The following is a 13,702-nucleotide window of genomic DNA, read 5'->3' on the forward strand; positions in this document are numbered from 1 at the left end:
TCAGGAGGAGCCCTTCAGGAAACCCGCCTCGTACGCCGCGATCACCGCCTGCGTGCGGTCGCGCGTCCCCGTCTTCGCCAGCACCGCCGCCACGTGCGACTTGACCGTCGCGGCACCCACCTCCATGCGCCGGGCGATCTCCGCGTTGGTCAGCCCGGCCGCCATCAGCCGCAGCACCTCGCTCTCCCGGCCGGTGAGCCGCGCCACCCACGCCGGAGGCGCCGAGGTCGCCCGGCCGTGCTCCACGGCGAGGGCCCGTACCGCCGCCGGGAAGAGCAGGGTGTCGGTGTGCGCGACCAGCCGCACCGCCTGCACCAGCGCGTCCGCCTCCGCCCGCTTGAGCAGGAACCCGGCGGCTCCGGCGCGCAGCGCGTCGTACACGTACGAGTCGTTCTCGAAGGTGGTGACGACGACGATGCGCGGCGGCTCCTGCATCGTGGCGAGGATCTGCTCGGTGGCCCGGATGCCGTCCGTCCCGGGCATGCGGACGTCCATCAGGACCACGTCGGGCCGCGCCTCCCGCACCACGGACACCGCCTCGGCGCCGGTCGCGGCCTCGCCGACCACCTCGCATCCCGGCTCGGCGGACAGGATGGCGCGCAGCGCGGTGCGCACCATGCGCTCGTCGTCGGCGAGGACGATCCGGATCGGACGGTCGGTCATGCGCTTCCCCTCGACTGTGCTGAGTGTGCCGGCGATGCTGTCAGCGGCAGCCGCACCCGCAGCCGCCACGTTCCCTCCACGGCCCCCGCCTCGGCCGTCCCGCCCAGCAGCCGGGCGCGGTCGGCGATGCCGCGCAGCCCGTGTCCGCCGCCGGGCCGGCAGGGGGTGGCGGCGCCGGTCACCGGGTTCTCCACGGTGATCTCCAGACCGCCGTCGGCGACGGCGAGCCGCAGCCCGACCGGCACCTCTCCGCCCGCGTGCCGCAGCGCGTTGCTCAGCCCCTCCTGCACGATGCGGTAGGCCTCCCGGGACACCATCGGCGGTACGGCGGCGGGGTCCGCGGCGATGTCGGCGGTGAGCTCGGTGCCGCCCGCGCGGGTGCGGCGCAGCAGGCCCTCCAGGTCGTCGGCGAGGGTCGGCGCCGGGGCCGTGCCGGGGGCGTCGCCGGCCCGCAGCACTCCCAGGACGGCGTCCAGTTCGCCGACCGTGCGCCGGGTGGTGTCCTCGATCGCGGCGAGCGCCTCACGCACGAACTCCGGGTCGCTGTCCAGCACCCGGCGGGCCGCGCTCGCCTGGAGGGTGACCGCGCTGAGGGCGTGGCCGACGGAGTCGTGCAGCTCGCGCGCGAGCCGGTTGCGCACGGCCAGGTCGGCGGCGCGCGCCTCGGCCGCCGCGAGCCGGTCCTCGGGGCCGGGCCCGAGCAGCACCGGCGCCCACCGGGCGAGCAGCGCCCCGCACCCGGCGGCGACCGCGGCCAGCGCCACCAGCACGGCCACACCGGCCGGCGCGGACAGCGCCAACACCCAAGGCTGGCCGAAGACTTCGGGCATCCCCATGCGACCGCCCGTGAGCCCCGCCACGACCGGCAGCGCGATCAGCACCGCCGCCAGCGGCGGCACGGCCAGCGACATCCCGGACACGATCCCGCCGAGCCCCAGATGCAGCGTGAACCACGCGGCCGTCCGCCGCTTCGCCGCCCGGCTGCGCGCGGGCCCGTACGCCAGCGTGTCCGCGTCGACGCCGCACAGCGCGCGCACCGCCCCCGACTCCAGGGTCCGGGTCAGCGGGAACAGCGAGGTGACGGCCGCCAGCGGCAACCCGACCGCGAACGAGACGAGTTGCCAGACGATGTCGTAGAAGACGTACCGCGCGTCGACGGCCGGGCCCACGATCAGCTGGCCGACGAACACGTACGGCATGGCGAGCGCGCCGCCGAGGATCAGATGGATCCACCGTCGGCGCGCCCGCCGCCCGAACAGCGTCCGGACGAACGCGCTCACGCCGCAGGGCGGTTCGCGGCCGCCGAGCGTACGACGAGGAAGCGGACGACCAGGCCCGCGACGAGTATGCCGACGATCATGCCGCCAGCGTAGGTGAGAACCATCAGTGTCGTGGGCCGATGGTCGGCATCGTCCAGGGAGAGCAGCGAGGCCACCGAGAGCCACAGCGCCCAGCAGGCCGTCGCAGCGGACCCCACCGAGGCCAGTGCGAGAGGCACCTTGACGGGCAGGGCGCGCCCGCGCCGGAAGGCGAGCAGCAGGCCGCCCGCGACGGCGACGGCGAGGAAAGCGGCGTCCTGGACCTGAAGGACGTAGAAATCGCTGGTCCGGTCGGCGATCCGGCCCGCGTTGAGCCCGGTCGTGCTGCCGCTCGCCCACAGCAGGTGCGCGGTCAGCGGCAGCAGCGCCAGGACGGCGGCCAGGGCGGCGACGACCCGCTGTCCGGTGCCGGTGAGCGCGCGCGGCAGGTCCCAGACGCGCCCCTGCCACAGATGACCCCAGCGGTCTCGGGCGTAGAGCACGAACAGCGTCCCGAGAGCGAGGCCCTGCACGATGAACCCGGTGTAGACGACGCCGAACACCCACTCGTCGAGGAAGGGTTCACGTCCGCTGTCGGCACTGCGCACCGTCCCGCCGAGCGCCTTCACCGCGAGCTGCACCGGGAAGCCGGTCATGATCGGGGTCAGCAGCCCGGCCGCTCCCCACATGGGCAGCACCAGCAGCCACGCCGGCACTCGCAGGCCCCACGGCCGGGTCAGCAGGAGCGTCAGCACGATCACCATCGCGTCCATCAGCACGGTGACGCCGTTGGCGACGGCCATCTCGGCCCGGTGCTCGAGCAGCGAGCTGCCGTCCGGGATGCCGAGGTGACTCCCGGCGATCCAGGCGACCTTGAGGCTCAGATACGGCGCGCAGGCGACGAGGGCGACGGCCCGCAGCACCCTGCGGAGGCGGTCCGGTGCCGTCGGAGCGGCGGGAGTGGCGGAGGCGGGGACTGTCTGCGTCATGCCTCAACGCTCCCGCGGACACCGCACCCCGCACGTCCTGCTGCCCGACGATCCGCCTCCGCCGCACGGCGGAGAGAACCTCCCGCGGGCTCAGCCCTCCAGCACCAGCACCAACTCGTCGATCTCCGCACCCCGCGCGTTCGCGAAGCCCCGCGCCTGCGTGGTCACCCGGAACCCGCACTTCTCCAGCACGCGCACCGACCCGGAGTTGTCCGCCGCGGCACGCGCGTACAGCGGGCGCTCCGGCACCTCGGCCAGCAGCGCGCGCAGCGCGGCCGTGGCGATGCCGCGCCCCCAGTACGCGCGGTCGATCCAGTACGTCACCTCGCGCTCGCCCGGCTCCCCGTACACCGCCGCGCTGCCGACCACGTCACCGTCCAGCAGGACGGTCCGGTTGACGGCGTCGGAGGCGCGGATCCGCTTCCAGTGCGCGTCGAATGCGGCCCGGTCGGCGGGGTCGGGCGGGGTGAACGCGGCCATGGTCAGGGACTCGGGGTCGTTCATCTGCCGGAAGAACACCGGCAGATCGCTGTCGTGAACGGGGCGCAGTACGACGTCCATGGCTGCGACCATAGCCGCTCAGAGCCTGCGGGTCGCCAGGGTCAGCCGGTCGCGGGCGTCGAACAGGGCGTCCTTCACCATCTGTTCGTGGGCGGGGGTCAGCCGGGCCACCGGCACCGAGCAGCTGATCGCGTCACGCGCCGGGGTGCGGTAGGGGATCGCCACACCGAAGCAGCGCAGGCCGAGCGTGTTCTCCTCGCGGTCGACCGCGTACCCCTGCTCACGGACCTGGTGCAGCTCCTCGATGAGCTGCTCCCGGTCGGTGATGGTGTTCTCGGTCAGCGCCGGCAGCGTCTCCGGCAGCATCTTGCGCACCTGCTCGTCCGAGAACGTGCTCAGCAGCGCCTTGCCCAGCGACGTGGAGTGCGCGGGCAGCCGCCGTCCGACCCGGGTGAAGGGGCGCAGATAGTGCTGCGACTGGCGGGTGGCGAGATAGACGACGTTGGTGCCGTCCAGGCGGGCGAGGTGGATGGTCTCGGTGGTGTCGTCCGAGAGCCGGTCCAGCGTGGGCCGGGCCACCGCGACCACCTCGTCGCCGTCGATGTAGGAGGTGCCGACCAGCAGCGCCCGTACGCCGATGCCGTACCGCGTGCCGGTCGCGTCCGTCTCCACCCAGCCGAGCTCCACCAGGGTGCGCAGCAGCATGTACAGACTGGACTTGGGATAGCCGACGGCCTCCTGGACCGCCGCGAGGGAATGCATGCCGGGGCGTCCGGCGAAGTACTCGAGCAGTTCGACCGTCCGTACAGCGGACTTGACCTGCGCTCCGCCCCCCGTCTCGCCTGCCGACATGTCGCCCTGGACCCCTTCATTCGACGAGAAGCTGAGGATAGAGTCTCCGACGAACGTTCATCACCAGAGACGGTGTTCAGTATATCGAACGACCTGGTGATTCACCCAGTGAATACGTGGAGGGATCTGCGGTGGCAGCAGCACCAGTCTGGAGTGTCGACCCCCGTACCGGGAAGCAGCGGGAACAGGTTGCGGTGGAGGCCACGGCCCAGGAGGTGGACGCCGCCGTCCGTGCCGCGCACGACGCCCGGGCCGCGCTCGCCGACCGTGCGGTCCGCTCCGCCTTCCTGCGCACGGCCGCCACCGAGCTGGAGGCGGCCCGGGAGCAGCTGGTCGAGGCCGCCGACGCCGAGACCGCGCTCGGCCCGGTCCGGCTCACCGGCGAGCTCGCCCGCACCTGCTTCCAGCTGCGCGCCTTCGCGGACATCGTCGACGAGGGCGCCTTCCTGGACGTCGTCATCGACCACCCCGACGACACCGCCACCCCGCCGATCCCGGACCTGCGCCGCTACAAGGTGCCGCTGGGCGTCGTCGCCGTCTACTCCGCCTCCAACTTCCCCTTCGCCTTCTCCGTGCCCGGCGGCGACACCGCCAGCGCGCTCGCCGCGGGCTGCCCGGTCGTGGTCAAGGCCCACCCCGACCACCCGGGCCTTTCGGAGCTGGTCGCCGCCGTGCTGCGGCGGGCCGCCGCGCGGCACGACATCCCCGAGGGCGTGCTGGGCCTCGTGCACGGCTTCGAGGCCGGCGTCGAGCTGATCAAGCACCCGCTGGTCTCCGCGGCCGGCTTCACCGGTTCCGTACGAGGGGGCCGCGCGCTCTTCGACGCGGCCGCGGCCCGTCCGGTGCCGATCCCCTTCCACGGCGAGCTGGGCTCGCTGAACCCGGTCCTGATCACCGAGGCGGCCGCCGCCGAGCGCGGCGAGGCCATCGGTACGGGGCTGGCGGGCTCCATGACGCTGGGCGTCGGGCAGTTCTGCGTGAAGCCGGGGCTGGTGCTGGTGCCGTCCGGCGGGGCGGGCGACGGGCTGCTGAAGTCGCTCACCGACGCCGTCAGCGACACGGACGCCGGTGTCCTGCTGGACCACCGTATGCGGGACAACTTCGTCGCCGGGGTCGCCGAGCGGGCCGAGCTGGACGGGGTGGAGTCCCCGGTCACCCCCGGGGCGGGCGGGGAGCACACCGTCAGCGCCGGGTTCCTGACCGTGCCGGCCGAGAAGCTCACCAGTGAGGGGTCCTACGACCTGCTCCTGGAGGAGTGCTTCGGGCCGGTCACTGTCGTGGCCCGCTATGAGGACGAGGCCGAGGCGAAGACAGTGCTGTCGCGGCTGCCGGGGAATCTCACGGCGACCGTGCATGTCTCTGCCGAGGAGGCCGCGGGGGAGGGGCGTGGGCCTGAGCTGCTCGCGGAGCTGACGCCGCTCGCCGGGCGTGTGCTGGTGAACGGCTGGCCCACGGGTGTGGCTGTCGCTCCTGCGCAGCACCACGGCGGTCCTTACCCGGCGACTACTTCCACGTCCACGTCCGTGGGTGGTACCGCCATCGAGCGGTGGCTGCGGCCCGTGGTGTATCAGGGGGCGCCTGAGGCGTTGCTGCCGGCTGAGCTGCGGGATGGGAACCCGCTGGGGCTGCCTCGTAGGTTCAACGGGCGTTTGGAGCGGTGAGCGCCGTAGGGGTGTGGGTTGTTTCGCGGCTTTCCGTGCGTTGTGGTTGCTCGCGCAGTTCCCCGCGCCCCTAAAGGGCTGATCCGCCGACCATAGAGAATGAGTGTATGGACGTAACCCTTCCCCAACTGCCCTTCCCCCTGCGCACTTACGGGCCCGACGGGCACTGGTCCTTTGACGACGGTGTGCTCAGTGGGTGGGCCGGTGCTCGGCAGGATCGGTTTGTGCCGCCCACCGGGGAGGCGTTGGACTCCGCGGCGGATGCGCCGCGGTTGCTCGGGGCGCCCGAGGGGGACTTTCAGCTGATCGCCCGGGTCACCGTGGGGTTCAACGCGGCCTTCGATGCCGGGGTGCTGTATGTGCATGTGGGGGAGCGGGCCTGGGCCAAGTTGTGTCTGGAGTACTCCCCGGATGTGCCGACGGTGTGCACGGTGGTCACCCGGGAGCACTCCGACGATGCCAACTCCTTCACCGTGGAGGGGAGTTCGGTGTGGCTCAGGGTGAGCAGGACCGGGCGGGCGTTCGCGTTCCATGCCTCGCGGGACGGGGAGCGGTGGACGTTCGTGCGGCTGTTCACGCTGGGCGGCGAGGAGGAGACGGGCGCGGCGCTGGTCGGGTTCATGGCGCAGGCGCCGCTCGGCGAGGGCTGTGTGGTGACCTACGACCACATCGAGTTCCGGCCGAGCTGGCCGGCCGACCTGCGGGACGGCAGCTGAATCCGGAACCCGGGTGGCCGGAAATGCGTCCTAGCCGGCGTGATCGTTGAGCGAGTGACCGGAAGCCGGGTGATCCGGACCGTCGTGCGGGCCGAGGCGGAGGCGGTCGCCGCGCTGCACGCCCGGGCCAGAGCGACGTACTACCCCGACGGCGTCCCGGACGACGGCACCGACTGGCGGGCCGCCTGGCTCGGCGCCATCGAGCGGCCGAACGGGCAGGTGCTGTGTGTCGTCGAGGGCGGCCGGATCGTGGGTCTCGCCTCTTTCCGGACCGTCGACGCCGTGCCCGCCGACACCGTCGACCTGCTTCAGTTCCACGTCGACCCCGACCACTGGCGCTCCGGCATCGGCACCGCCCTGCACACGGCCTGCCTGGAGCAGTGGCGGGCCGACGGCCGGCGCACCGCCGTACTGAGTGTCCATGTCGACAACCGGCGGGCCCAGGCCTTCTACGCCCGCCAGGGCTGGCTGCCCGACCCGGAGCGGCCCCTGGCCGAAGGTGACCATCACCTCATCCTGCGGCTGGACGTCCGGGGGGAATGAACCCCGTCGGTTGAAGGTTCACGTAATAGCGGAGGAGGTCTCCGTATACGTGCCGTACGACCGAAGGAAGCCGAAGAACATGCGCGTCGAGATCTGGAGCGACATCGCCTGCCCCTGGTGCTACGTGGGCAAGGCCCGCTTCGAGAAGGCGCTGGCGGCCTTCCCGCACCGGGACCAGGTCGAGGTCGTGCACCGCTCCTTCGAGCTCGACCCCGGTCGCGCCAAGGGCGACGCCGGCCCCGTCATCCCGATGCTCGCGCGGAAGTACGGCATGAGCGAGGCGCAGGCCGAGGCCGCCGAGGACAACGTCGGCGCGCAGGCCCACGCCGAGGGCCTGGAGTACCGCACCCGCGGCCGCGACCACGGCAACACCTTCGACATGCACCGCCTGCTGCACTTCGCCAAGGAGCAGGGCCGCCAGGACGAGCTGATCCAGCTGCTGTACCGGGCCAACTTCGCCGAGGAGCGGTCCGTGTTCACCGAGGGCGACGAGCGGCTGGTCGAGCTGGCCGTCGAGGCGGGCCTGGACGCCGACGCCGCCCGCGCGGTGCTGGCCGACGAGGACGCCTACGCCGACGAGGTCCGCGCCGACGAGCGCGAGGCCGCCCAGCTCGGCGCGAACGGCGTGCCGTTCTTCGTCCTCGACCGCACGTACGGCGTCTCCGGCGCCCAGCCCGCCGAGGTGTTCACGCAGGCTCTCGCGCAGGCCTGGGGCGAGCGTTCCCCGCTGACTCTGATCGACCAGGCCGACGCGGACGCGTGCGGCCCCGACGGCTGTGCGGTGCCCCAGCCGAGCTGAACCGCAGGTCAGAGGCGATCTATAAGCAGTCCTTTGCGCAAGCACGGAAAAATTCGCAATGGACTGATAGGTCATGAGGGGATCAGAGTGGTCCCATGGAGACCTTCGAGAGCCTCGTCCGTGCCGAGTTCTCCCCGGAGAACACCTTTCTCAACACCGCGAGCAACAGCCTGCTGCCGGCCCGCACCGTGACCGCCCTGGACGGGGCGGCGCGGATGCGGGCCAAGGGCCTGCCGCTGGGCCCGCTCTACGAGGACGTGGAGGCCGTCCGCGCCTCCTTCGCCCGGCTGACCGGAGTCCCGGTCGAGCGCGTCGCGACCGGCGGCTCGGTCGCCGAGTACGGCGGCCTGATCGCCGCCTCCCTGCCGGCCGGGGCCGAAGTCCTCACCGCCGAGGCCGACTTCGCCTCCCTGGTCAACCCCTTCCACATGCGCGGCGACCTCAAGGTGCGGGCCGTCCCGCTGGAGCGGCTCGCCGAGTCGGTCCGCCCGGAGACCGCGCTCGTCGCCTTCAGCGCCGCCCAGTCCGCCGACGGCCGGGTCGCCGATCTGGCCGGGATCCGCGAGGCGGCCCGGGCGCACGGCGCGCGCACCTATGTCGACGCCTCCCAGGCGGTCGGCTGGCTGCCGCTGGGCGCGGGGGCGTACGACTACGTCGCCGTCGTCGGCTACAAGTGGCTGCTCGGCCCGCACGGCGCCGTGTTCTTCACCGTGCCCGAGGACCTCGGCGGGCTGACCCCGCTGCTCGCCGGATGGGTCGCGGGCGAGGTGCCCTTCGACAGCTGCTACGGGCCCGTCGCCGAACTCGCCCACTCCGCGCGGCGCTTCGACATCGCCCCCAGCCTGTTCGGCTACGCCGGGCTGCGCGCCTCCCTCGCACTCGTCGAGGAGATCGGCGTGGACACCATCCACGCCCACGACCTCGCCCTGGCCGACCGCTTCCGCGCGGGCGTCGCCGCCCTCGGCCACGAGCCGCTGCCCTCGCCCGGGTCGGCCATCGTCTCCGTGCCCGGCCTCGACCACCTCCAGCCCCGGCTGGCGGAGGCGGGCATCCAGGTCTCCGACCGGGCCGGCAACCTGAGGGCGTCCTTCCACCTGTACAACACCGAGGCCGACGTGGACAGGCTGCTGGAGGCGCTGTCCGGCTGAGGGGCGACGCGGCGGTCAGCGGGCCTCGGCGCAGAGGTTGCCCTCGACCTTGAGGAGCAGTGCGAGGAACTGCTCCCGCTCGGTCGCGGACAGACCGGCCAGGGTGCGTTCCTCCAGGGTGCCCCAGGCCCGCTCGACCTCCGTCAGCAACTTGGTGCTGCCCTCGGTCGCCTCCACCAGGACCGCGCGCCGGTCCGCCGGGTCGGGCAGCCGGCGGACATGCCCCGCCTGCTCCAGACGCTGGAGCATCTTGGTGATCGTGGACGGGTCGAGGTCCAGCATCTTGATCAGGTCCGACTGGCGGCTCGGCCCCTGCTCCCACAGGTGCATCATCACCAGCTCCTGGCCCGGATAGAGCCCGAGGCCGCGCAGCAGCCCGGCCGCGGTCGTGCGGTGCAGCCGTGCGGCGCGGCTGATGGCGTGGCTGACCGGCCCGCAGTGCGCGGCGGCGGGCAGCCGGGTACAGGCGGCCTCCTCCATGGGGCGTTCCTCCCTGATCGTCGTCGGACTCGTGACCCTACTTCCCCCGAGATTAGCTTGGCCGACCAAGGAATGGTCTACAGTGGCTCTCGGTTCAATTACTTGGCCGACCACATAATTCCGTGGATCGGTTCCCCTACGCCTCCTCAGGAGCCCCGATGACCACCGCGTTCGACCCGATCGACCTGTCCGGCACCCGCCTGGCCAACCGCATCGTCATGGCACCGATGACCCGCAGCCGCGCCGGAGCGGGCGGCGCCCCGACCGCGCTCACCGCCGAGTACTACGTCCAGCGGGCCTCCGCCGGTCTCCTCGTCACCGAGGGCGTGCAGCCCTCCGCCGTCGGACAGGGCTATCCCGACACCCCCGGCCTGCACTCGGCCGAGCAGACCGCCGCCTGGCGGGAGGTCACCGACGCCGTGCATGCGACGGGCGGCCGGATCTTCGCCCAGCTCATGCACGTCGGCCGCATCGGGCACCCCGCGCTGCTGCCCGACGGACTGCACAACGTGGCCCCCTCCGCGGTGGCGGCCGACGGCCAGGTGTACACGCACGAGGGACCCAAGGACTACGTCACCCCGCGCGCACTGACCGCCGACGAGGTCCGCAAAACCGTCGAGGACTTCACCGCCGCCGCCCGCAACGCGATCGAGGCCGGCTTCGACGGCGTCGAACTGCACGGCGCCAACGGCTACCTCATCCACCAGTTCCTCTCGCCCGACAGCAACCGGCGCACCGACGAGTGGGGCGGCCCGGTGGAGCACCGCATCCGCTTCGCCGTCGAGACCGTCCGTGCCGTCGCCGACGCGATCGGCGCCGAGCGCACCGCCCTGCGCATCTCGCCCGGAAACCCGTACAACAGCATGAGCGAGCCCGACGCCGAGGCCACCTACACCGCGCTGGTCGCCGAACTGGAGCCGCTCGGCCTGGCCTACCTCCACATCCTGGAGAGCCCGGGTCTGCGCGACCTCACCCTCGCCCTGCGCAAGCGGTTCAGCGGCACGGTCGTCCTCAACCCGGCCACCGACGGGCCGACCGGACCGGACGCCCTGACCCTGATCGAGGACGGCACCGCCGACCTCCTCGCCTTCGGCCGGCTCTTCCTCGCCAACCCCGACCTGCCGGCCCGCCTCCGGGCCGGCGGCCCCTTCAACGAGGCCGACCCGGCCACGTTCTACGGCGGCGACGCCACGGGCTACACGGACTACCCGACGCTGTGACACGGCGAGGGGGCCCGCCGGCATCGGCAGGCCCCCTTCACGCGGTGGTTCACCGGACGGGCGTGAAGTCCCGCGCCCCGATGCTGCATCACTCCGGGGGACGACCCCCGGACCCCCGGCAGAGACTCACCGGACCGGCGTGAAGTCCCGCGCCCCGATGCTGCATCACTCCGGGGGACGACCCCCGGACCCCCGGCAGAGACTCACCGGACCGGCGTGAAGTCCCGCGCCCCGATGAACTCAGGTCGCCGCACCGGCGCCGCGAACGGCTCGACCGCTGTGTTCTCCACGCTGTTGAACACGATGAAGACGTTGCTGCGCGGGAAGGGCGTGATGTTGTCGCCCGAGCCGTGCATGGCGTTGCAGTCGAACCAGGTCGCCGAGCCAGCCCGGCCGGTGAACAGCCGGATGCCGTGCTCGGAGGCCATGGAGGTCAGGGCCTCGTCGGACGGGGTGCCCGCGTCCTGCATCTGCAGCGACTTCTTGTAGTTGTCCTTCGGCGTCTCGCCCGCGCAGCCGAGGAACGTCTTGTGCGAGCCCGGCATGATCATGAGCCCGCCGTTGGTGGCGTAGTTCTCGGTCAGCGCGATCGAGACGGACACGGTCCGCATGTTCGGCAGGCCGTCCTCGGCGTGCCAGGTCTCGAAGTCCGAGTGCCAGTAGAAACCGCCGGCGCCGAAGCCGGGCTTGACGTTGATCCGCGACTGGTGGACGTACACGTCCGAGCCGAGGATCTGCCGGGCCCGCCCGACGACCCGCTCGTCCCGCACCAGGGACGCGAACACCTCGCTGATCCGGTGCACTTCGAAGACCGAGCGGATCTCCTTGGACTTCGACTCGACGATCGAGCGCTCGTCCGCGCGGATCGCCGGGTCGGTCACCAGCCGGTCCAGCTCCTGCTTGTAGACGGCGACCTCGTCGTCGGTGATGAGCTGGTCGATGGCGAGGAAGCCGTCGCGCTCGTATGCCTGGAGGTCGGCGGTCGCGATGGGGCCGGGCGTGTCGGGGGAGCCCCACACGACGGGGTCCTGGCGCGGGACCTGCACCTCGGTGGTGCCGCGGGTGGGGTAGAGGTCGGTGACGGTGAGGGTCACTGGATCACACCTCCTCGGGTTCGGTGAGCAGGGGGTAGACGCCGTTCTCGTCGTGGTCCTCCCGTCCCGTGACGGGCGGATTGAAGACGCAGATGCAGCGGAAGTCCTCCAGGACGCGCAGCGAGTGCCGCTCATGACCGTCCAGGAGGTACATCGTGCCGGGAGTGATCGTGTACGACGTCCCGGTCTCGTGGTCGGTGAGTTCGGCCTCGCCCTCGACGCACACGACGGCCTCGACGTGGTTGGCGTACCACATCGACGTCTCGGTCCCGGCGTACAGAATCGTTTCGTGCAGGGAGAAGCCGACGCGCTCCTTGGCGAGGACGATGCGTTTGCTCTCCCAGGTCCCGGACGCGGCCTTCACATGGCGGTCGGTTCCCTCGATGTCCTTGAACGAACGGACGATCACGGTGGTGCGGTCCCTCCTGGTCAGACGGTGATGGCGGGGGCGGTCTCCCGGACGGCCCGGGCGAGGATCCTCAGGCCCTCGTCCAGCTCCTCCGGGGTGACGGTCAGGGCGGGCAGCAGCTTGACGACCTCGCTCTCGGGGCCGGACGTCTCGATGAGCAGCCCGAGTTCGAAGGCGCGGCGGGCGACCCGCTCGGCGCGCGCCTTGTCGTGGAACTCCAGGCCCCACACCAGACCGCGCCCGCGGTACTCGCGTACGTCGGCGAGGTTCTCCTCGGTGATCCCGATCAGCGCCTGCTCGACCTGCTCGCCACGCGTGCGGGTCTGCTTCTCCATGGCGGAGCCGTCGGCCCAGTAGCTCTCCAGCGCGGCCGTGGCGGTGACGAACGCCGGGTTGTTGCCGCGGAAGGTGCCGTTGTGCTCGCCCGGCTCCCACACGTCGAGCTCCGGCTTGAACAGGCACAGCGACATCGGCAGGCCGTAGCCGCTGATGGACTTGGAGACGGTGACGATGTCCGGGACGATGCCGGCCTCCTCGAACGAGAAGAACGCGCCGGTACGGCCGCAGCCCATCTGGATGTCGTCGACGATCAGCAGCATGTCCTGCCGCTCGCACAGCTCCTTCAGGGCGCGCAGCCACTCGGGCCGGGCGACGTTGATGCCGCCCTCGCCCTGCACGGTCTCCACGATCACCGCGGCGGGCTTGTTGAGCCCGGAGCCCTGGTCCTCGAGCAGCCGCTCGAACCACAGGAAGTCGGGGACCGTGCCGTCGAAGTAGTTGTCGAACGGCATCGGCGTGCCGTGCACCAGCGGGATACCGGCCCCGGCCCGCTTGAAGGCGTTGCCGGTGACGGCCAGCGAGCCCAGCGACATGCCGTGGAAGGCGTTGGTGAACGACACGATCGCCTCGCGCCCCTTCACCTTCCGGGCCAGCTTCAGCGCCGACTCGACCGCGTTGGTGCCCGTCGGGCCCGGGAACATCACCTTGTACGGCAGGTCCCGCGGCCGCAGGATCAGGTCCTGGAAGGTCTGCAGGAAGGCGCGCTTGGCCGTCGTCGACATGTCGAGGCCGTGGGTGACGCCGTCGCGCTCCAGATAGTCGAGCAACGCCCGTTTGAGGACGGGGTTGTTGTGGCCGTAGTTCAGCGATCCGGCGCCGGCGAAGAAGTCGAGGTACTCATGGCCGTCCTCGTCGTACATACGGCTGCCGCGCGCGCGGTCGAAGACGGTGGGCCAGCCGCGGCAGTAGCTGCGCACCTCGGACTCCAGGGTCTCGAAGACGCTGAGGTCGGGCTGGGTGATGGTCACGACGATTCGCTCCTCAATGCGA

General features: G+C 71.9%; 15 protein-coding genes. 6 read left to right on the forward strand and 9 right to left on the reverse strand.

Annotated features, from left to right (window positions below):
- From RKD23_RS29080 to RKD23_RS29100, 5 genes are all read right to left on the reverse strand, one after another.
- A complete protein-coding gene (locus RKD23_RS29080; protein ID WP_424856381.1) occupies positions 1–663 on the reverse strand; it encodes a response regulator in 663 nt (220 codons plus the stop codon).
- Entirely contained in the window at positions 660–1,943 is a 1,284-nt protein-coding gene (locus tag RKD23_RS29085) for a sensor histidine kinase (protein ID WP_424856382.1), read from the reverse strand. The genes RKD23_RS29080 and RKD23_RS29085 overlap by 4 nt, the downstream gene beginning before the upstream one ends.
- Positions 1,940–2,950 carry a hypothetical protein gene (locus RKD23_RS29090; protein ID WP_424856383.1) on the reverse strand — a complete coding sequence of 337 codons (1,011 nt, stop codon included), beginning with the start codon at positions 2,948–2,950 and terminating at the stop codon, positions 1,940–1,942. The genes RKD23_RS29085 and RKD23_RS29090 overlap by 4 nt, the downstream gene beginning before the upstream one ends.
- A 90-nt stretch (positions 2,951–3,040) precedes the next feature.
- Positions 3,041–3,511, reverse strand: coding sequence for a GNAT family N-acetyltransferase (locus RKD23_RS29095; protein WP_404033918.1), 471 nt, complete (start codon positions 3,509–3,511; stop codon positions 3,041–3,043).
- Positions 3,512–3,529: 18 nt separating this feature from the next.
- The gene (locus RKD23_RS29100; RefSeq protein WP_424856384.1) at positions 3,530–4,303 is read right to left on the reverse strand and encodes an IclR family transcriptional regulator; all 774 of its coding nucleotides are present in this window, start codon (positions 4,301–4,303) and stop codon (positions 3,530–3,532) included.
- A 131-nt stretch (positions 4,304–4,434) separates the two neighbouring features.
- On the opposite strand from RKD23_RS29100, the gene RKD23_RS29105 reads away from it, so the two are divergent.
- The 5 genes from RKD23_RS29105 to RKD23_RS29125 all read left to right on the forward strand — a co-directional run bounded on the left by RKD23_RS29105 (position 4,435) and on the right by RKD23_RS29125 (position 9,170).
- The gene (locus tag RKD23_RS29105; RefSeq protein ID WP_424856385.1) at positions 4,435–5,964 is read left to right on the forward strand and encodes an aldehyde dehydrogenase (NADP(+)); all 1,530 of its coding nucleotides are present in this window, start codon (positions 4,435–4,437) and stop codon (positions 5,962–5,964) included.
- A 107-nt stretch (positions 5,965–6,071) separates the two neighbouring features.
- Positions 6,072–6,680 (forward strand): DUF1349 domain-containing protein, encoded by a 609-nt coding sequence (locus RKD23_RS29110; RefSeq protein WP_424856386.1) that lies wholly within the window; start codon positions 6,072–6,074, stop codon positions 6,678–6,680.
- Between the two features lie 39 nt (positions 6,681–6,719).
- The gene (locus tag RKD23_RS29115) at positions 6,720–7,223 is read left to right on the forward strand and encodes an N-acetyltransferase family protein (protein WP_424856387.1); all 504 of its coding nucleotides are present in this window, start codon (positions 6,720–6,722) and stop codon (positions 7,221–7,223) included.
- A 79-nt stretch (positions 7,224–7,302) separates the two neighbouring features.
- Positions 7,303–8,022, forward strand: coding sequence for a DsbA family oxidoreductase (locus RKD23_RS29120; RefSeq protein ID WP_424856388.1), 720 nt, complete (start codon positions 7,303–7,305; stop codon positions 8,020–8,022).
- Between the two features lie 95 nt (positions 8,023–8,117).
- A complete protein-coding gene (locus tag RKD23_RS29125; RefSeq protein WP_424856389.1) occupies positions 8,118–9,170 on the forward strand; it encodes an aminotransferase class V-fold PLP-dependent enzyme in 1,053 nt (350 codons plus the stop codon).
- 15 nt (positions 9,171–9,185) lie between these two features.
- Here RKD23_RS29125 and RKD23_RS29130 read toward each other — a convergent pair whose 3' ends face one another.
- A complete protein-coding gene (locus RKD23_RS29130) occupies positions 9,186–9,650 on the reverse strand; it encodes a MarR family winged helix-turn-helix transcriptional regulator (protein ID WP_424856390.1) in 465 nt (154 codons plus the stop codon).
- A 158-nt stretch (positions 9,651–9,808) separates the two neighbouring features.
- Here RKD23_RS29130 and RKD23_RS29135 point away from each other — a divergent pair, with 158 nt between their 5' ends.
- Positions 9,809–10,870 carry an alkene reductase gene (locus tag RKD23_RS29135; RefSeq protein WP_424856391.1) on the forward strand — a complete coding sequence of 354 codons (1,062 nt, stop codon included), beginning with the start codon at positions 9,809–9,811 and terminating at the stop codon, positions 10,868–10,870.
- A 203-nt stretch (positions 10,871–11,073) separates the two neighbouring features.
- On the opposite strand, the gene thpD is transcribed toward RKD23_RS29135, so the two are convergent.
- From thpD to ectB, 3 genes are read right to left on the reverse strand one after another with little or no spacing between them, the layout of a single operon-like run.
- Complete coding sequence (gene thpD, locus RKD23_RS29140) at positions 11,074–11,964, reverse strand: ectoine hydroxylase (RefSeq protein ID WP_424856392.1); 891 nt, start codon at positions 11,962–11,964, stop codon at positions 11,074–11,076.
- Between the two features lie 4 nt (positions 11,965–11,968).
- Entirely contained in the window at positions 11,969–12,373 is a 405-nt protein-coding gene (locus tag RKD23_RS29145) for an ectoine synthase (RefSeq protein WP_404033900.1), read from the reverse strand.
- A 20-nt stretch (positions 12,374–12,393) separates the two neighbouring features.
- Positions 12,394–13,680 carry a diaminobutyrate--2-oxoglutarate transaminase gene (ectB, locus tag RKD23_RS29150; protein ID WP_424856393.1) on the reverse strand — a complete coding sequence of 429 codons (1,287 nt, stop codon included), beginning with the start codon at positions 13,678–13,680 and terminating at the stop codon, positions 12,394–12,396.
- Between the last annotated feature and the right edge of the window lie 22 nt (positions 13,681–13,702).

Source organism: Streptomyces sp. SAI-170 (assembly GCF_049739565.1).
Lineage (GTDB): Bacteria > Actinomycetota > Actinomycetes > Streptomycetales > Streptomycetaceae > Streptomyces.

Excerpts from the sequence above, each read along its gene's own strand:
- RKD23_RS29135 (WP_424856391.1), top strand. The coding sequence starts at position 9,809 with ATGACCACCGCGTTCGACCCGATCGACCTGTCCGGCACCCGCCTGGCC.
- RKD23_RS29125 (WP_424856389.1), top strand. The coding sequence starts at position 8,118 with ATGGAGACCTTCGAGAGCCTCGTCCGTGCCGAGTTCTCCCCGGAGAAC.
- RKD23_RS29100 (WP_424856384.1), bottom strand. The coding sequence starts at position 4,303 with ATGTCGGCAGGCGAGACGGGGGGCGGAGCGCAGGTCAAGTCCGCTGTA.
- RKD23_RS29110 (WP_424856386.1), top strand. The coding sequence starts at position 6,072 with ATGGACGTAACCCTTCCCCAACTGCCCTTCCCCCTGCGCACTTACGGG.
- RKD23_RS29095 (WP_404033918.1), bottom strand. The coding sequence starts at position 3,511 with ATGGACGTCGTACTGCGCCCCGTTCACGACAGCGATCTGCCGGTGTTC.
- RKD23_RS29130 (WP_424856390.1), bottom strand. The coding sequence starts at position 9,650 with ATGGAGGAGGCCGCCTGTACCCGGCTGCCCGCCGCCGCGCACTGCGGG.
- RKD23_RS29120 (WP_424856388.1), top strand. The coding sequence starts at position 7,303 with ATGCGCGTCGAGATCTGGAGCGACATCGCCTGCCCCTGGTGCTACGTG.
- RKD23_RS29090 (WP_424856383.1), bottom strand. The coding sequence starts at position 2,950 with ATGACGCAGACAGTCCCCGCCTCCGCCACTCCCGCCGCTCCGACGGCA.
- RKD23_RS29080 (WP_424856381.1), bottom strand. The coding sequence starts at position 663 with ATGACCGACCGTCCGATCCGGATCGTCCTCGCCGACGACGAGCGCATG.